Below are 17,584 nucleotides of genomic sequence, written 5' to 3' on the forward strand. Positions count from 1 at the left end.
TTAGCTAGGCTAAGCGGTCAGATATTTGCGGAAAATTAATTCCATTGTTTGTGATAAACCAGCCACTTGCGTCCTTCTTCCAGCAATACCAGTGGAATTGGCAGGATGAAGAGGACTAACCAGTCTTGCCAGCCTAAAGTGGTGGTGTTGAAAACTGATTGAATTCCTGGGGTAACCGTCAAAATGAAGTAAAGAATAATTTCAAAGACGATTCCGTACCAGATATTCTTGTTGGAGAACAAGCCCTTCTTAAAGACGCTGGTCTTGTTGGTCCGGCAGTTGATAACGTTGGCAATCTGAGTAAAGACAATTGCCCCCAGAACCATGGTTGTTGCACGGATGTAAACAAAACCATTCGCAGCCAAGGCATGCATAGGCCAACCATTTTGATAGTTGACAAAGAAGTAGGCACCCATCGCAATAGCGGCTGAAATCAGGCCGTACATCAAGAAAGCTTTCAGCAAAAGCGGCCTAGTCATTAGGTGCTCGTTTCGGTCCCGCGGCGGCTGACTCATGACGTCAGGGTCGGCTGCTTCTGCCCCTAAGCCTAAGGCAGGAAGCATATCCGTCCCCAAGTCAATGGTCAAAATCTGCATAATCGTCAATGGCAAGGGAATTGCCCCACCAGAGAATAGGAACAGAATTGATGGGAAGGCTTCGGGAACGTTACTCGTCAAGATGTAAGTCAAGAATTTCCGAATGTTGGCGTAAACGGCCCGGCCTTCTTCAATGGCGGCGACGATTGAAGCAAAGTTGTCGTCAGTCAAAATCATGTTGGCGGCATCCTTAGCAACATCAGTCCCCGTCATCCCCATGGCGATACCGATATCAGCTTTTTTCAAGGCAGGCGCGTCGTTCACGCCGTCACCGGTTGAAGCTACGACTTCGCCGTTTTCCTGCAAGGTTTTAACAATCTTGTACTTTTGCTCTGGGGCTACCCGGGCAAAAATTACTTCGCCCTTCAAAGCCTCGCGCAGTTCGTGATCGCTCATGGCTTCCAGTTCGTTACCAGAAATAACCCGGGCTTGGTCGCTAGTTAAGCCAATTTGCACCGCGACGGACTTGGCAGTCAATTTAGAGTCACCAGTGACCATGATGATCCGAATCTTGGCCTGGTGGCAACGTTTAACGGCATCGTAAATTTCTGGCCGTGGCGGGTCGCTCATCGTGGTTAAACCAACAAAGACCAAGTCGCTTTCAGCTTCTTCAATTGACATCTTTTGCAGATCATCATTCTTAGGGATGATCTTGTAAGCCATGGCCATTGAACGCAAACCTTTAGCTGCGTAATCAGCATTGACCCGCTTAGCGTGTTCCCGCTCATCAGCCGTCATTGGCCGCACCTTGCCATCAACCATGACCTGGCTGCATTGCTTGATGGTATCTGAAAACGAACCTTTGGTCATAATAATGGCTTCGGTATCGTTCCAGCGGTGAATGGTTGACATCCGCTTACGTTCTGAATCAAATGGCAATTCGCGCAGGCGCGGATATTTGACTAGCAGCCGTTTGATATCAAGTCCAGCCTTTTGGCTCATGATCACCAGCGACGCTTCCGTTGGCGTACCTAAAATTTTAGGCTTGCCGCCATCTTTAGCTGGCTCAACTTCGGTATCGTTGTCCATGGCAGCGATTTGTACCAGGCGGTGGAGGTCAGGATTTTGCTCGTAGAAAATCCGTTGCCCGTTCATTTCAATTTGCCCATTATTGACATAACCATCACCAGTGACTTTAAAGGTGTTCTTTAAAGTCCAAATGTAGTGGATGGTCATTTGGTTTTGGGTTAAAGTTCCCGTCTTATCAGAACAAATAACCGTCGTTTCGCCCAAAGTTTCAACCGAGTTAAGCTCCTTCACCAGGGCATGTTTTTTAGCCATTCGTCTAACCCCTTGGGCTAAGCTCAAGGTAACGGTTGGCAGCAATCCTTCCGGAATAAAGGCAACGATCATCCCCAAGGCAAAAATGAAGGCCTTGGCAAAGGGATACTTAACGATAAACAGCGCTGCAAAGAAGAAAATGACCCCAATCGTCAAGGCAATCAAGGTGATTTGCTTGGTCAAACGACTTAATTCTGCCGTCAGCGGACTTTCCGTATCTTCTTCGTTTTGCGTCAAACGCGCAATCTGACCAAACTCCGTCTTCATCCCAGTGGCATACGCAATGGCGCGGCCATTGCCGGCACTACAAATCGTCCCAGAATAAAGCAAATTGCTTTCAGCATATTTGCCCTCGCCGGGATCATATTTTAGGACCTTGGACTCAGGGACAGATTCCCCCGTCAAGGCACTTTGATCAATCTGCATGGAGGTAGCTGAGATCAAGCGGGCATCGGCCGGAATCGCATCCCCGGCCTGGACAATGAAGACATCCCCTGGCACCAGGTGCTTAGAATCGATCTGCTTCTTTTTGCCGTCCCGCAAGACCTGCACATAGGTCGGCAGCATTTGGTTTAGGGCATCGGTAGCGCGTTTAGCGGCCCGTTCCTGCCACCAGCTGAACAAACCATTGATAATGTTAACCAGCCACATGGCGATGCCTAGTTCCACACTATCGGACAAAATGGCGATCAAGCCGGCAACCCAGAGCAGGATCGCCATCATGCTGGTAAAGTTTTTCAAAAATGCTTTCCAGCCGGCTTCCGCCTCAGCTTTTTTAATTGTGTTAGTCCCGTATTTTTGCAAACGTTTGGCCGCTTCAGCGCTGGTCAAACCGTTTTCACTGGACTCCAGATTTTGGTAAACTTCTGATATGTCATTAGCGGCATAAAGTTCACGTACTTTATTTTCATCCATAAGAACAAAAATCCTTTCGCTTTTCCTCAAAAGTTTCAGTTTTTTATCCAAAAAAAACCAGACACCTTACTCTAACACTTTTTGAGAAAAGGGGAATAATTTTTCCCGCAAAAAGTTGCACTCGGGGCAAACGGGTCCTAGTGGTATACTAAATTGATAAGAAATATGCATTAATTATTAGGAGGTTTTCTATGAAGGTTCTTATTGGTGGCTATACCAAACACGCTTCTAAAGGAATTTATGAATTGCCTTTGTCCACCCAGCCCCAACCGGTTCTGGGTCAAGCCCAATTAGTGGCAGAAGTTGGCGGGCCAACTTACTTCCAAACAGCAGGAGATTTACTGTTTACCATTAACAACGCCGGTGACCAAGGCGGCATTTCGCTGTTTAAGCGGCATGGCGATCGTTATGAAAAACTAGCAGACCAGCTAACCCCCGGTGCTTCGCCAGCTTATCTCGGCATTAACCCAAAAGCCCACCTGCTCTATACGGCCAACTACCATACGGCAGTTTTGTCCATTTATCGCTATAGCGAAAATAGCCTATCATTAGTTACGACTTATACTGCTAAAGCAGAAAGCTTGGGGCCGCGGCCAGAACAAGTTGACGGCCCCCACCCACACTTCTTTGACCAAACGCCGCAAGGCAACTTAGTGGCCTGCGATTTGGGCAACGATAGCGTTACTTTCTTTAGGTTTGATGGCGAACAGCTAACCAAGGCTGCGGTTTACCACAACGAAAGCGGCTTTGGAACGCGGCACATTCGCTTTAGTCCAGATGGCCACTACTTCTATGTAGTTGGCGAATTATCCAGCAAAATAAACGTGGTCAAGTTCAACGAAGATGATTGGACTTTTGAAAGCTTGGGCACCTACTCAACCATCCCAGCCGACTTCCATGAACATAACGGTGCAGCGGCCTTATATTTATCTCGCGACGGCAAATACTTGTACGTTTCAAACCGCGGTCACAATTCTTTGGCCGTCTTTGCCGTTGAAGCTGACCAAAATCTGCGCTTAGTGCAGCGCGTTTCCGTTTTTGGCGACTTCCCGAGAGACTTCAATTGGAACCAGGACCAAAGCTTGGTGATTGTCGCTAACCAAAACTCGAATAACGCTACGCTCTACCGCCGGGATGCTGCTAGCGGCATGCTCACGCCGCTGCAAAAAGAAGTCGCAGTTCCTGAAGGTACGCGCGTCTTGTTTGAAGCTTAGCCAGCTGAAAGGACGCAAGTCATGACCAAAAAACGCTGGGTGCGGATCGGCTTCGGAGTTGCTGCCTTAGTGGTAATTGTGCCTTTTGTCGCTAAACTTATCCACAACTATCAAACCGAGATCAACCTGCTGCTCCACTATCAGCCTGGCAGTCAGGCCGAACTTTTGGCAATGATTCGCTCGCATGGTTTTGAAAACAAAGTCATCCTTTTTATCCTGGATACCCTCTGCGTAGCTGTACCGGGGATGTCTAATGGGGTCTTTGCAATTTTAAATGGCGTCTTGTTTGGCAAGGCGGTCGGCTTTTTAATCAACTGGCTGGCCAGCTGTCTGGGGCAGCTCTTGTTAATTGGCGTTTTGTATCGCCTCTATGATGCTAAGCAGTTTCAAAACCAAAAATTGGTTAAGCTGCTCAAGCGGCAAAAATACCCCTTGCTCTGGCTGACGCTTTGCTATATGGTGCCTTTCATCCCCAGTGCGACGGTTGCCTATGCCAACATTATCTTGGTAAAAAGTCGCGTAAAACAGCTTATTCCGATTTGCTTAGGAATGATCCCATTTGCCTTTCTCTATGCTTACGGGGGCGATTCGCTGCTCAAGATTGACGCTTCCAGTGCAATCTGGGTGATTGGCGGTATCCTGGTTGTGGCAATTGGCGGCTGGATCTTTCTTGAACTCAAAAAACATCGTGAAAGTTTCAAACAAATTTAAAAGGTCATTTCCAAATTGGAAATGACCTTTTTGCTTAAATTAATTTCGCTTCTTTGAGGAGTTCCTCAACCCAAGTTTTCTTAATTTTCTTCATTCCGGCATTAACGGCTAGTTTTTCTGGCAATGGCAAATCTTGCTCGCTCAACTTCTTCTTGTCGCCCAAGTAGTAGACGGCCCGCAATAATTGCCGAATGTCGTAAATTGAGTCGTAGACTTCTGGTACGCCCCGGTCGACTTTAAACAAGGTGTAGACTGCTTCCATGGCCGTTCTAACCGAATATTCGGTCGTAAAGACGGTGTCCCGCGTTGGTGATTCGGCAAAGTTGCCTAAGAAGGCCAGGTTTTGACTGCCTGCAGGAACAACATCTGGCCGGTCGCCTGGTTTACGCAGCATGAAGTAGCTGGTGACATATGGCATGTAAACCGGCACCGTGTTGGTGTTTGGTTCACTAGCATCAGCAGCAATTTCGCTCTCTGGTACGCCCAAATGGTACAGCAGTTCTTCCGCAATTTCGCGTCCGCTGCATTCAGTTACCCGCTTGTGGATATAATTCCCTTCAGTGTCAGAATACAGGGCATAAATCCAAACGACGATTTCATCAGGATTTTGGCTCTTGAAGTGCGGCTGGCGGTGAATGGTAAAGCTTAAGCACCAGTTAGAGTCGGTAACAGTGATAATCCCACCAGTGTTCACCTTGCCATCGTACAAACTCCGCTTGGTCAAGCGTTCAAAGTAAGGTGCCAATTTACGGTTTTCCAAAGTCATCGTGGCCGAAACGAACCAGCTGCGTTCTGGCAGGTTTTCACAAAAGACATCCGGATGACCGAAACTTGGATCTTGAGCTGCCAGATTTTCCCATAACTTCCAGCTGCCGCCCTTTTCATGGGTAATTGGTGCCGGATGGTCTTGGTCGCCGTAGGTCGAACTTTCGACAATTGAGCCTGGAGTAACAAAGACATAGTCGTCGCGACTTAAGACAATCTCAGCTTGTTCTTGTTTAGCTAGATCCGTGTAAACGATCTTCTTGGCAATCTTTTGACCATCTTCGTGATCAACCACCACATTATCAACCCGCATGCCGTATTCAAATTGCACGCCGTGGTCCTTTAAATAAGCTAGCAGCGGCTTAACCATGGAATCATATTGGTTGTACTTGTTGAATTTCAAAGCCGTGAAGTCCGGCAAGCCATCAATGTGGTGAATAAAGCGCATCGCATAACGGCGCATTTCAATTAATGAGTGCCATTTTTCAAAGGCAAACATCGTTGACCAATAAGTCCAGAAGTTGGTCTTGAAAAAGTCATCGCTGAACCAGTCGCCAATCGTTTTGCCAACTAGCTCTGCTTCTGGCGTCATGATCAGCTTAACAATTTCTTGGCTGCACTTGCCCAAACCATACTCCCCATCATCGGGAACCTCATTGCCGCGATTATAAATCAAGCGACAGTTTGATGAGTTCGGGTCCTGTTTGTCTAACCAGTAATATTCATCCAAGTAGCTGGCACCAGGAATTTCCAAACTTGGAATGGAGTGGTACATGTCCCACATACATTCAAAGTGGTTTTCCATTTCGCGTCCGCCCCGAACGACAAAGCCTTGAGGCAATTTGGTACCATCAAGCGAACCGCCGGCAACGTCTAGTTCTTCCAAGACGTGAATATGGTCCCCGGGAATTTGGGCATCCCGCACCATAAAGACGGCTGCTGACAAGCCGGCTAGGCCGCTGCCCACAATATAAGCCGATTTATGATCAACGCCGGCTGGTTTTTTTGGCCGCGCAAAGGCTTCATAATTACCATTTGAATAATACATATATAGGCCCCTTTTCCGCAATATTAAGTATACATGTATATTATTAATCCTACACCTTAATTATAGTGCTAGCGCTTTCAGCTTGCAATCTAAAAAAAGACTCAGCTTATAGTAGTTGAGTCTTTAATGCCTGCATATCAGGCGGATCAGGAATTTTGATGGTTTGGGCTTTTCCCGTAAAAGGATCAGGAAAAGCAAGATAAAAACAATGCAAGGCTTGTCGCGGAAAGGCGTCCCTGGCGCCATAAAGCGCATCACCATACAGGGGATGGCCCAAATAAGCCAGATGAACCCGAATCTGGTGGGTGCGGCCCGTCAACAAGCGCAATTCTACCAGGCTAGCCGAGGAATTAGCAGCCAGCACCTGGTATTCCGTTAAAGCCCGCTTGCCACTTGGATCAACATGGCGTTTGACGCCGGTTGAAATTTTGGCAATTGGCTGATCAATCAGGCCACTGGCTCCAGCAGGAAACTGGCCATGCACCAGGGCGTGATATTTTTTGATAAATAAATCCTTATGGTAGCGACTAAATTGTGCATGGGCAATGGCGTTTTTCCCCACCAAAACCAAGCCGCTCGTGTCACGGTCCAGCCGCGTCACAATATGAGGTTTAGCTGCCTGGTGAGTGCGCTGAAAATAGCCCAAGAGCCGATTGACCACACTATCGCCGTCTTCATAGCGGGACGGGATGCTTAAGATGCCAGCGGGTTTATTGACAACTAAATAATTAGCCGTCTCCAGGACAATTTCAATTGGTGCAGCAGAAGGCTTTAGCCAATGATTTTCCTTCTCCCGTCCTGGCAAAAAATAAACCGTATCGCCAACCTGCAAACGGTAGGTCGTAAAGCGGCGATGATGATTAACTATTATCATGCCACCCTCGTGTTTGGCTTTAGCAATAGCTTGCTTAGAAAGGCCTTGCTGGCGCAAAAATTTGCCCAAATTTAACGAATCGCCTTTAGTGACTTGATACTTAAATATTTGCATGAGGCATTCCAATAAAAGCGTCTTGCACGCGCGTCCAAAAATGGTGGTGACCAAAACGATCAAAATGAATCTTATGGTCACTGATCCGGTAGACAATTTTGTTGATGCCGCTAGCATCTAATTGCTTGCCATCAACCGTAATTACGATATCGTCAGTAGATTCAAATTTGACCGTAATCCACTCTTCAGGCCCAATGACCATGGGCGAATGCAGGGTCCGAAAGACCTGATTATTTAAAGACGCAATCTCAGTCATTTGCAAGGCCCGCAAATTAGGCTGGATGATGGCCCCGCCCAAGGACTTGCTATAGGCCGTCGAACCCATCGGCGTAGCGACGCACAAGCCGTCTCCCCGGAAGTTTTCAAACAGAGTTCGGTCAACAAAGACGTCTGCCTCAAGGGTTTGCGCAATTCTTCTAAGGGTGGATTCGTTAACCGCCAACTGGGTCTTTTGCCCTTGGTCGGAAAATAAGCTTACTTCCAATAAGGGGTAAGAAATCGTATCCGCCTCTTTGCGCGCCAACACCTGCACCATTTTATCGATGTCAAAATTCCGCCAATCGGTATAAAAACCTAAGTGACCAGTATGGACGCCGATAAAGCGAATTGAGTCGATCTGATCAATGTATTTATGCACCGCTGAAATAAAGGTCCCATCGCCGCCAACCGTAATCACTACGTCGGGGTATTTATTGTCAATTGGCAACTCGTAACGTTTCAGCAATTGCATTAAATGCGCAACCACCTGCAAGGTTTTGGGCTGGTCGTTGTGGACAATTCCTACTTTCATTCTTTTTCCTTGCCTTTATTCTGCGTAAATACTCGCTGGGCTTCTTGTACTTCATCTTTGATGGAATTCATTTCTTCGTCCAGCTGGTAAGCTGCTTCAGCCGCTTTTTTTAGTCTTGCGGAAACATCATCCGGATATTCGCCCTGGTACTTATAATTCAAAGTATGTTCAACCGTGGCCCAGAAATTCATGGCTAAGGTTCTCACCTGAATTTCCGCAATTAAAGTTTTCGGACCCGTAGGCAAATATACCGTATAATTAATGACCATGTGGTAGGAACGGTAGCCGCTGGGCTTGGCATTTTGGACATAGTCGCGCTCTTCAATTACTTCCATGTCGTCACGCGCATGGATCAAATCGACCACCTTGTAGATGTCGTCAACGAATTGACAGACAATCCGAATGCCGGCAATATCCTGCATATCCGTCTCGATAACGTCAGGAGTGATGACCCGGCGGTTCATCTTCTCCTTAATCGAGTCAACATTCTTAACGCGCCCAACCACAAACTCGATTGGTGAATGTCCACCATCAACCAGGAAGCTCTGGCGCAAGCTGCGGAATTTAATTTTAAGTTCGCGGACGGCTTCTTCATAAGGCCATAAAAAAGTATCCCAATCGATCTCCATAAACTTGTCCTTTCTTAATTCACTTAAACATTCTACCATAGAATTAGGATTTTTAGATTAGAGGAGGACTTGCTCGTAATGAGTCAAAATCTTGAAATTGAAGCTAAAATTTTGTTAACCAAGCCAACATACCAAAAAATTCTCAGTTCCTATCCGGTAAAAGCGAGCTTTAACCAGCAAAACTTTTATTTTGAAACGCCTGATAGTCAAATTCGCCGCCACGGCTGCAGCTTGCGCATTCGCCTATATTCCGACCGGGCCGAAGCCACGCTAAAGGTGCCTGATGAAAATCCGCAACAAGCTGTTTTCCATGAAGCCCTCGAAATCAATTCTCTCCTAGACTTGGCAGTCGCCCAAAAACTCTTAAAGCAGGCTAAAGCCGGTCAGGCAATTAACTTTCCGGGTCCCGTGGGCGACTATTTAAAGCAGCACTTTGCCAATTTTTATGAACAGCTGCGCCTGGCAACTTGGTCAAAAACCCTGCGCAAACTGCTTAGCGGTCCCCATGATACCGAACTGACCCTGGACCAGACCCAATATCCGGACAGCTTTCTTGACTATGAGCTCGAAATCGAAAATAATAGTCCTGAACAAATAAAACAGGTCCAGACCGAGCTGAAACAAAAATTCGGCTTTACGATTAATAAAGCAACTACCAACCAAAGCAAAATTGGTAGGGCTTTTATTCATAGGTAAAGCTTGCCAGTGAGCAAAGTAATTGTTTCTGCTTTTAGGTTCTGCTAAAGTAACAGTAATCTCATTGAATCAAGGAGCGAAGCAGGATGTTTGAACTGTTTCTTTTCATCAATCCAATCGGCCTCTACTGCTACGATGTAGAGCAGCAACTGCGCAAGGCAGAGGACGAGTTGGAGATCACAACTAGTGTCCATTATTTACCGATTTTAACTACGCAGACCATGAGCAGCGATATCTCAAGACGGCGTTGTGCCAGCCAAATGTTGAGTAAGCCGACTGCCTATAGCTTGATTGCAGAAAACGTGCTGCATGATTTTCATGCCATCAAAATGGCTTATGGCAATAAAAAAGCTCGTCGCTTTTTATATACGATTCAAGGCATTCTCGCCGACGATGGCCTAAGCTTTCAGGATGGCTTGCCCCGAAAAATTGCGGAATCACTCGGCATTGACTGGGCCAGCGTGGAATTGCTCAGAAGCAGCAAATACATTGAAGATTCACTAGCAGATGATTTGAAATTAGCTGACCAATGGCAAATTCGCAAAACCCCATCAACGGTAATTTTTAATGAAGCTAACGACGACAGCGGAATCCTTTTGGAAGGAAAATTTGAATATGCCGACTTGACCGATATCTTTACCCAGAAGTCGCAAGCAACTTGGCAAGACCAATATCCGGTACGCCGTTTACGCCTGATCTAGAAGTTTCCTTTTTTAAGGGGCTTCTTTTTTTCGCAAGAATTGACTAACGCTATTGCTTGTCCCCGGGCGCCGAAATTTGCTAAAGACCTTATCTGGCAAATCTTCAATGCTCATTCCTTTTAAATACAATTCTTCGCCAATTTTTAAACCAAGTCGCGTTTGGCGACGCAATTGATCATATAAGTAGGCTTTTTGCTGCTGGGCGTCAAGGGGATAGGTCTTAGCTGGCGCTTTAAATTGCCAAAATTCTCCTAAGCCCTGTTCGTCAATCGCAAAACTGGCGCTTTGCCAGATCAAGCGATTGCGAATGGGTTCTTCTAACACATGGTGGCGCAGGTACAAGCGCTGCTTTTGACTATCCCCTTCCAAGTAATAGTCACCCCAGACCTCGTTATGGCGAAAGTAAATTAGCTGACTTTGCTTCAAGGTAGCTTTTAAATAATGGCGCCGGCCTACGATCCAAATATCCTGAATGCCCAGCCGGCGATAAGTCAGATGGCGCCGGCGATATTCGCTTAAGCTCAGGGGCGCACACTGAATTTCAAAGGCCAACTTGCTGCTAGCTAAAATATCAGCTCGAACTTCCCCATCAGCTAAAACTGCCTCAATCTTGCTCGGCCAGCCACAAGCCGCCAGCGCCGCTTTCAAGCCCAATTTCAATTGCAAATGCTCGGCTTTTTCACCCGTCATAGGAGTATTCTTGGGCAAGTGATAAAAAAAGGCGCTCCGCTTTTGTGCCAGTCCCAAGAGCACCCGTTTATGACAGCGCGGGCAGCGATAATTATCGCGGTTTAGCGGTTTTCGCCCGCTTCTGACCAATATTTCCTCGCTTTTAGCCAAAACCAATTTGCCAGCAAGCAATGCTGCATACATCTTGATCCCCCCCTTCTAAAAATAAGTACGCAAAAAAGAGCCGTTTTTCACGGCTCTTACTTAATTTTAGAAAAGCTTAACTTTTTATTTTTTCTTCAAAAAGTTCTCGCGAATCTGCGCCATCGCATTAGCGCTAAACAAAACTTGTCCCTGCTCCTTAGCCTGCTTGGCCACTTCGCTTGCCACCACATTACCAAATTCCAGGGCAATCGCCCAAACTTCGTTCGGTTTGAGCACGCGATACTCGTCATCAACGAAGGCTAAATCCATATAGTACCGCCCTTGACATAAGTATAAATTAGCAGCTAAGTCATCAACCTGCAATGTGGCTGCTAGGTCGATCACATCGGCTAAGTCTTTGAAGACAAAGGTTGCATTAGTCGTGTCATAAGCAATGCCACTTGTTCCCAGGACCGCATCACGGTAATGTTGCCAGGCTTGATTCACCATGGTATTTTCTGGACGATGGCGTCCCAGAACTGAAGGGCTATCAGCGCGTTGATCTAGCGAATCGTCCTCATCATCGTCATCTTCTTGATTTAGCGCCTGGAGCCAATCCAGCAAGCGATCGGGTGTACTCTGATCGTCTGTTTCATCATCATTATCATCGTCGTTATCAGCAAATTCCAAATCAGGATCGTTTAAGTCAAAGGTTGGCAAGCTGTTGTTCTTTTGCGGGTCAATCTTGCTAATCAGCAAATCCAGCCCACCATTATTGGAAATTACCTGGAAGCTAACTGGTTGCTCGCTTTTGAAGGTGTGATCAGAGTCAACTTCTCTCAAAATAGAATAGAAAAAGTCTTGGATGTTTGATTTATTTCCCAATAAATCCAGCATCTTCACGCCGCGTTGGGCTAATTCGCGCTTTTCGATTTGAACTCTAATGGTATTTTCATCAATATGTTTTACGCGCAAAGTTGACGCCTCCTTAACTCATAGTAAGTTCATTATAACGAACTTCCCCAGAAAAAGAAAAGCGTTAGCCGAAACTAACACTTATTCTTTATAATCCTGCAATCTTTTGGGCTTCTTCCAATTCCATCCGCCGAACGTGTCGCGGCAAGAACCGACGAATCTCATCATCCTTATACCCTACTTGCAAGCGTCGATCGTCCATAATAATTGGACGACGCAACAGGCCTGGATTCTTTTCAACTAAGCTTAACAGTTGATCAATTGACATGTCATCCAAGTTGACCTGCAACTTTTTAAACGCTGCGGAGCGAGTAGAAATTATTTCTTCAGTTCCATTTTCAGTTAAACGCAGAATTTTCAACAATTCCTCTTTGGATAAGGGTTCAGTAAAAATATTCCGTTCTTTGAAAGGAATGTCGTGTTTGATCAACCATTCCTTAGCCTTGCGACATGATGTGCAGCTTGGAGAAATAAATAAGTCTACCATATAATCACACTCCTTGGATAACCACTGTTATAATATATGGTTATTATAGCACACTGCTAACATATTGTAAGCAGTAATTTACATTTATCCCTGTCTAACTACACTATACGCCTAAACACCTGTTATTAAATTGATTATTTGTTAAGTTTTTCTAAAGAAACAAAAAAGCCCGGTAAACCGAGCTTTTTTTAAATATTACTTGCTGTATTTTGCCATAAAGTCAGCAACTAACTTTTCATTATCTTCGTTAGTAGTTGATTCATTAATAGCCTTATCAGCTAAGCCTTCAAGATCCTTGGTGTTGATCTTCTTCATTTCGCTTCTAATCCGCAAAATTGAAGTTGCTGACATTGAGTATTCATCCAAGCCCATTGATAACAGAATTGGGAACATAGTTGAATCACCAGCAGCTTCACCACACATACCAACCCAAATGCCAGCCTTGTGAGCTGAATCAATTGTGTGCTTAATTAAGCGCAAAACTGATGGGTTGTATGGTTGGTAGAGGTAAGAAACATTGTCGTTACCCCGGTCAGCAGCCATCGTGTATTGGATCAAGTCGTTAGTACCGATTGAGAAGAAGTCAACTTCCTTAGCAAATTGGTCTGCCAAAATAGCAGCTGCCGGAACTTCGATCATCATCCCAACTTGGTAATCACCGATCTTAACGCCTTCTTTAGTAAGTTCATCATGAACTTCCTTCAAAAGAGCCTTAGCTTGGTGCAATTCATCTAAAGTACCGATCATTGGGAACATGATGCAAAGCTTGCCGTAAGCTGACGCACGAAGCAAAGCCCGTAATTGCGTACGGAAGATTTCCTTGTTCTTCAATGAAAGCCGAATTGCACGAACACCCAAGAATGGGTTCATTTCGTCTGGTAAGTCCCAGTAATCGAGGTGCTTGTCACCACCGATATCCATCGTCCGGATAACGACTGGCTTGCCATCCATGCCTTCGATAACAGCCTTGTAAGCTTCAAATTGGTCGTCTTCTGATGGGAAGTCCTTTGAATCCATGTACAAGAATTCAGTTCTGTACAAACCAACTGCTTCAGCACCGTTAGCCTTAACACCTTCCATGTCATTTGGCGTACCAATGTTAGCAGCGATTAAGAACTTCTTGCCATCAGCAGTAACTGAAGGTTGATCCTTCAACTTTTGCCATTCAGCCTTTTGCTTCAAGAAAGCTTCACTCTTAGCTTGGTAATCAGCAACTTGCGCATCGGTTGGGTCAATTACGGCGTCACCGTTAAGACCGTCAACTACTAATGTTTGACCGTTCTTAACGTCACTAGTAATCGTTTCAGTCCCAACAACAGCTGGCAATTCTAATGAACGAGCCATGATAGCTGAGTGAGCAGTCCGACCACCAATATCAGTAATAAAGCCCTTAACAAACTTCTTGTTAAGTTGTGCCGTATCACTTGGAGTTAAGTCGTGAGCCACAACGATAACTTCGTGGTCAATGGTTGAAGGGTTTGGCAATTCCTTGTTTTGCAAGTGAGCCATAATCCGCTTTGAAACGTCGCGAACGTCAGCAGCACGTTCTTGCATGTAAGGGTTGTCGGTCATCCCTTCAAAAATAGCGATGAAGTTTTGAGCAGTTGCATCTAAGGCAGCTTCACCATTAATCTTTGAGTTCTTAATTTCATTTTCGATGGCACCAGTGAATTCTGGGTCGTTCAAAATCATTAAGTGAGCATCAAAGACTTGTGATTCTTCTTCGCCTAAAGTCTTCTTAGCAGTGTCACGAATAGCTTCAACTTCTTCAGTTGAGTCCTTAACTGCCTTTTGGAAACGGGCAACTTCGGCATCAACGTCACTAATCGTGGTCTTTGAGAATGACAAATCAGGCTCTACCAGAAGATAAGCAGGAGCAACGGCAATCCCGTCACTAGCTGCGATTCCGTTTAAAGTCTTTGTCATTATTCAGCTAAACCTTCTTTAGTCATAGTGTCAGCAATTGCAGCAATTGCGTCCTTTTCGTCATCACCGTTAGCAGTGATGGTAACATCAGCACCTTGGCCAACACCAAGTGACATAACGCCCATGATTGACTTCAAGTTTACAGACTTGCCATTGTATTCCAAGTTAACGTCTGAGCCAAACTTTGAAGCAGCTTGTACCAACAAAGTAGCTGGACGAGCGTGAATACCGGTTTCTGCAATAATGTGAAATTCGCGTGATTCCATCGTAAATGTATCTCCTTATAATTCAAAATCAAACTGGTAATTAATACCCATCGGATACTAGATTATCATGTTTTTTCACGTAAAACAATAATAATGTAACAGTTTTCATTATCTATTCACTAGCATTCTTGCGATGATAGATAATTTTACCGCCATGCAGGGCACGACCCGTGATGTCCTGCCGCTTATCGTAATCACGTAAAACTCGCTGAAATTCATATGCATCTTTCGGTTCTATCAAAAATTCCTTGCGAGTACCATCGACGATTTCATCGAGGATTTGCAGATAATCTGTCATACCAGTCACCTTTCAAAACAATACTGATATTTTAACACAAAATTATTTACTTTGAGTAAAAATACGCACTATTTTTGAAATTTTGGAAATTTTAGCTTACAAAAAATTAGTGTTCTTAAGTCTTAGCACTTGACACTAATGAGTGCTAATCGTAAAATTTAGTTAACTTGAAAAAGAAAGGCGGTAACAATCGTGCTTTGCGAAAATTGTCATGAACGTCCAGCTTCTATCCATTTATATGCAAAAGTAAATGGTCAAAGCCGCGAAATCAATTTATGCCAAGTTTGCTATCAGCAATTACGTGCAGAACAAGGAAATAATAATATGAATAATAACGATAACGAAATGTTTGGAGATATGGAAAACTTTTTCAATTCTTTGAATGGAAATGGACAAAATCCTAATTTCCAGCAAGCGCCGCAAGGACCTAAGGGACCAAATCGCGGGGCCGGCAAGAGTCTGCTCGATCAATACGGGACCGATCTGACCGAATTAGCTAGAAAAGGCAAGATCGACCCTGTAATTGGCCGTGACAAAGAAATTGCCCGAGTAATTGAAATTTTAAACCGCCGGACTAAAAACAACCCAGTTTTAATTGGTGAAGCCGGTGTCGGTAAAACCGCTGTGGTTGAAGGCTTAGCCCAGCAAATTGTGGACGGATCAGTTCCTGCCAAGTTACAAGATAAGCGGATCATTTCATTAAACGTGGTCTCACTAGTTCAAGGTACCGGTATTCGCGGGCAATTTGAACAACGGATGGAACAACTGATTCGGGAATTGCAATCTCAATCCGATATCATCCTCTTTATTGATGAAATTCACGAAATTGTCGGTGCCGGCAACGCTGAAGGCGGAATGGATGCCGGCAACATTATCAAGCCTGCCCTCGCCCGTGGCGAACTGCAATTAGTAGGTGCAACCACCTTAAAAGAATACCGGGAAATTGAAAAAGACTCCGCCCTCGCCCGCAGATTCCAACCGGTCGAAGTCAAAGAACCATCAATTGATGAAACGATCAAGATCCTCAAAGGTATCCAAAAGCGGTATGAAGACTACCACCACGTACAATACACGGACAAGGCAATTGAAGCTGCGGTTAAGTTGTCAGCCCGCTACATCCAAGATCGTTTCTTGCCGGACAAGGCAATCGACTTGATGGACGAAGCTGGTTCACGGATGAATCTGACTATTCCCTATGTTGATAAGGAAAAGATCCAAGAACGCATCAAGGCTGCTGAAGACTTAAAGCAAGAAGCCTTAAAGGCTGAAGACTACGAAAAAGCTGCCTACTACCGTGATCAAATTGAAAAATACGACAAGATGAAGGATCAAAACGTGGATCCTGACAAGTCGCCAAAGATCACGGAAAAGATCATGAACAAGATTGTCGAAGAAAAGACCAATATCCCGGTTGGCGATATCCAAAAGCAAGAAGAAGACAACTTGCAAAACCTGGCTAGCGACCTGCGCGCTAATGTCATTGGCCAAGACCAAGCCGTTGACAAGGTTGCCAGAGCCATCAGAAGAAACCGGATTGGTTTCAACAAGTCTGGTCGGCCAATTGGCTCCTTCCTCTTCGTTGGACCTACTGGGGTTGGTAAGACGGAGTTAGCCAAGCAATTAGCCAAGCAAATGTTTGGTTCAGCCGATGCCATGATCAGATTCGATATGTCAGAATACATGGAACAATATTCTGTTTCTAAATTGATCGGTTCCGCTCCTGGCTATGTGGGCTATGAAGAAGCAGGTCAATTGACTGAACAAGTGCGCCACAATCCGTACAGCTTGATTTTGCTGGACGAAATTGAAAAGGCTCACCCAGATGTTTTGAACCTCTTCTTGCAAATCCTTGATGACGGCCGGTTAACCGACTCGCAAGGCCGGACCGTTTCCTTCAAGGATACGATTATCATCATGACGTCAAATGCCGGTCAAGGCATCAAAGAAGCCAGCGTTGGTTTTAACGCCGACAATGGGCCAAAAGATGGCGAAAGTGCTAGAAGCGAAATGACCAGCTTCTTTAAGCCAGAATTCTTAAACCGGCTCGACGACGTGATCGAATTCAACCCACTCTCTAAGGAAGATCTGCTTAAGATTGTTGACTTAATGCTGAAGAAGACTAACGACATGATTGCCGACCAAGGCCTGCATGTTGAAGTCACCCCTGCCGCTAAGTCAATCTTAGTTGACGAAGGTTACAACCCTTCAATGGGTGCACGGCCCCTGCGCCGGACGATCCAAGAAGAAATCGAAGATCAAGTTGCTGACTATAAGCTAGATCATACTGATGTTAAGAACTTCCTAGCAGATGCTGAGGATGGCAAGATTAAAATTACCGCTGAAGAACCTGCTACCAAGCCAGCAGAATAAGCAACTTAAGCGTAATTTCCAAAGAAAGCGGAATTTCTCCGCTTTCTTTTTTCATTATCACCTGCTAATAAGTGTATACTAGACTTGGTAGGGGACGATTAACAGGAAACAGGTG

Annotated in this window: 16 protein-coding genes; 5 read left to right on the plus strand and 11 right to left on the minus strand. The window is 45.3% G+C overall.

Going from position 1 to position 17,584, the window contains the following annotated elements:
• Window positions 1–35: 35 nt before the first annotated feature.
• A complete protein-coding gene (locus KI210_RS00420) occupies window positions 36–2,792 on the minus strand; it encodes a cation-translocating P-type ATPase (RefSeq protein WP_212779919.1) in 2,757 nt (918 codons plus the stop codon).
• 191 nt (window positions 2,793–2,983) lie between these two features.
• Here KI210_RS00420 and KI210_RS00425 point away from each other — a divergent pair, with 191 nt between their 5' ends.
• Window positions 2,984–4,006 (plus strand): lactonase family protein, encoded by a 1,023-nt coding sequence (locus KI210_RS00425; RefSeq protein WP_212779920.1) that lies wholly within the window; start codon window positions 2,984–2,986, stop codon window positions 4,004–4,006.
• A 21-nt stretch (window positions 4,007–4,027) separates the two neighbouring features.
• Window positions 4,028–4,717 (plus strand): TVP38/TMEM64 family protein, encoded by a 690-nt coding sequence (locus KI210_RS00430; RefSeq protein ID WP_246487292.1) that lies wholly within the window; start codon window positions 4,028–4,030, stop codon window positions 4,715–4,717.
• Between the two features lie 34 nt (window positions 4,718–4,751).
• Here the strand turns inward: KI210_RS00430 and KI210_RS00435 are convergent, their stop codons facing one another.
• The 4 genes from KI210_RS00435 to yjbM form a co-directional block, all read right to left on the minus strand.
• Window positions 4,752–6,530, minus strand: coding sequence for an oleate hydratase (locus KI210_RS00435; RefSeq protein ID WP_212779921.1), 1,779 nt, complete (start codon window positions 6,528–6,530; stop codon window positions 4,752–4,754).
• A gap of 106 nt (window positions 6,531–6,636) precedes the next feature.
• Window positions 6,637–7,518 carry an RluA family pseudouridine synthase gene (locus KI210_RS00440; protein WP_212779922.1) on the minus strand — a complete coding sequence of 294 codons (882 nt, stop codon included), beginning with the start codon at window positions 7,516–7,518 and terminating at the stop codon, window positions 6,637–6,639.
• The gene (locus tag KI210_RS00445; protein ID WP_212779923.1) at window positions 7,505–8,308 is read right to left on the minus strand and encodes an NAD kinase; all 804 of its coding nucleotides are present in this window, start codon (window positions 8,306–8,308) and stop codon (window positions 7,505–7,507) included. The genes KI210_RS00440 and KI210_RS00445 overlap by 14 nt, the downstream gene beginning before the upstream one ends.
• Window positions 8,305–8,937 (minus strand): GTP diphosphokinase, encoded by a 633-nt coding sequence (gene yjbM, locus KI210_RS00450; protein WP_212779924.1) that lies wholly within the window; start codon window positions 8,935–8,937, stop codon window positions 8,305–8,307. The genes KI210_RS00445 and yjbM overlap by 4 nt, the downstream gene beginning before the upstream one ends.
• Window positions 8,938–9,015: 78 nt before the next feature.
• Between yjbM and KI210_RS00455 the strand changes: the two genes are divergently transcribed.
• Entirely contained in the window at window positions 9,016–9,633 is a 618-nt protein-coding gene (locus KI210_RS00455; RefSeq protein ID WP_212779925.1) for a CYTH domain-containing protein, read from the plus strand.
• 86 nt (window positions 9,634–9,719) lie between these two features.
• Entirely contained in the window at window positions 9,720–10,334 is a 615-nt protein-coding gene (locus tag KI210_RS00460; protein WP_212779926.1) for a DsbA family protein, read from the plus strand.
• A 12-nt stretch (window positions 10,335–10,346) separates the two neighbouring features.
• On the opposite strand, the gene KI210_RS00465 is transcribed toward KI210_RS00460, so the two are convergent.
• The 6 genes from KI210_RS00465 to ykzS form a co-directional block, all read right to left on the minus strand.
• Window positions 10,347–11,207 (minus strand): competence protein CoiA, encoded by an 861-nt coding sequence (locus tag KI210_RS00465; RefSeq protein WP_212779927.1) that lies wholly within the window; start codon window positions 11,205–11,207, stop codon window positions 10,347–10,349.
• Window positions 11,208–11,291: 84 nt separating this feature from the next.
• Window positions 11,292–12,122 carry an adaptor protein MecA gene (locus KI210_RS00470; RefSeq protein ID WP_212779928.1) on the minus strand — a complete coding sequence of 277 codons (831 nt, stop codon included), beginning with the start codon at window positions 12,120–12,122 and terminating at the stop codon, window positions 11,292–11,294.
• An 88-nt stretch (window positions 12,123–12,210) separates the two neighbouring features.
• Window positions 12,211–12,609, minus strand: coding sequence for a transcriptional regulator Spx (gene spx / locus KI210_RS00475; protein ID WP_212779929.1), 399 nt, complete (start codon window positions 12,607–12,609; stop codon window positions 12,211–12,213).
• 195 nt (window positions 12,610–12,804) lie between these two features.
• Window positions 12,805–14,535: a phosphoenolpyruvate--protein phosphotransferase gene (gene ptsP, locus KI210_RS00480; protein WP_212779930.1), complete on the minus strand. Its 1,731-nt coding sequence runs from the start codon at window positions 14,533–14,535 to the stop codon at window positions 12,805–12,807.
• Window positions 14,535–14,801 (minus strand): phosphocarrier protein HPr, encoded by a 267-nt coding sequence (locus KI210_RS00485; RefSeq protein ID WP_212779931.1) that lies wholly within the window; start codon window positions 14,799–14,801, stop codon window positions 14,535–14,537. Before KI210_RS00485 ends, ptsP begins: the two co-directional genes overlap by 1 nt.
• A 112-nt stretch (window positions 14,802–14,913) precedes the next feature.
• Window positions 14,914–15,099: a protein YkzS gene (gene ykzS, locus KI210_RS00490; protein WP_212779932.1), complete on the minus strand. Its 186-nt coding sequence runs from the start codon at window positions 15,097–15,099 to the stop codon at window positions 14,914–14,916.
• A gap of 192 nt (window positions 15,100–15,291) precedes the next feature.
• On the opposite strand from ykzS, the gene KI210_RS00495 reads away from it, so the two are divergent.
• A complete protein-coding gene (locus tag KI210_RS00495) occupies window positions 15,292–17,469 on the plus strand; it encodes an ATP-dependent Clp protease ATP-binding subunit (RefSeq protein ID WP_212779933.1) in 2,178 nt (725 codons plus the stop codon).
• The last annotated feature ends 115 nt before the right edge of the window (window positions 17,470–17,584 follow it).

It is taken from the genome of Lactobacillus corticis (genome assembly GCF_018327645.1).
GTDB lineage: Bacteria > Bacillota > Bacilli > Lactobacillales > Lactobacillaceae > Lactobacillus > Lactobacillus corticis.

Coding starts and splice junctions, on each gene's coding strand:
- spx (WP_212779929.1), bottom strand. CDS start 12,609: ATGGTAGACTTATTTATTTCTCCAAGCTGCACATCATGTCGCAAGGCT.
- KI210_RS00445 (WP_212779923.1), bottom strand. CDS start 8,308: ATGAAAGTAGGAATTGTCCACAACGACCAGCCCAAAACCTTGCAGGTG.
- KI210_RS00460 (WP_212779926.1), top strand. CDS start 9,720: ATGTTTGAACTGTTTCTTTTCATCAATCCAATCGGCCTCTACTGCTAC.
- yjbM (WP_212779924.1), bottom strand. CDS start 8,937: ATGGAGATCGATTGGGATACTTTTTTATGGCCTTATGAAGAAGCCGTC.
- KI210_RS00440 (WP_212779922.1), bottom strand. CDS start 7,518: ATGCAAATATTTAAGTATCAAGTCACTAAAGGCGATTCGTTAAATTTG.
- ptsP (WP_212779930.1), bottom strand. CDS start 14,535: ATGACAAAGACTTTAAACGGAATCGCAGCTAGTGACGGGATTGCCGTT.
- KI210_RS00455 (WP_212779925.1), top strand. CDS start 9,016: ATGAGTCAAAATCTTGAAATTGAAGCTAAAATTTTGTTAACCAAGCCA.
- KI210_RS00485 (WP_212779931.1), bottom strand. CDS start 14,801: ATGGAATCACGCGAATTTCACATTATTGCAGAAACCGGTATTCACGCT.
- ykzS (WP_212779932.1), bottom strand. CDS start 15,099: ATGACAGATTATCTGCAAATCCTCGATGAAATCGTCGATGGTACTCGC.
- KI210_RS00420 (WP_212779919.1), bottom strand. CDS start 2,792: ATGGATGAAAATAAAGTACGTGAACTTTATGCCGCTAATGACATATCA.
- KI210_RS00465 (WP_212779927.1), bottom strand. CDS start 11,207: ATGTATGCAGCATTGCTTGCTGGCAAATTGGTTTTGGCTAAAAGCGAG.
- KI210_RS00435 (WP_212779921.1), bottom strand. CDS start 6,530: ATGTATTATTCAAATGGTAATTATGAAGCCTTTGCGCGGCCAAAAAAA.
- KI210_RS00430 (WP_246487292.1), top strand. CDS start 4,028: ATGACCAAAAAACGCTGGGTGCGGATCGGCTTCGGAGTTGCTGCCTTA.
- KI210_RS00425 (WP_212779920.1), top strand. CDS start 2,984: ATGAAGGTTCTTATTGGTGGCTATACCAAACACGCTTCTAAAGGAATT.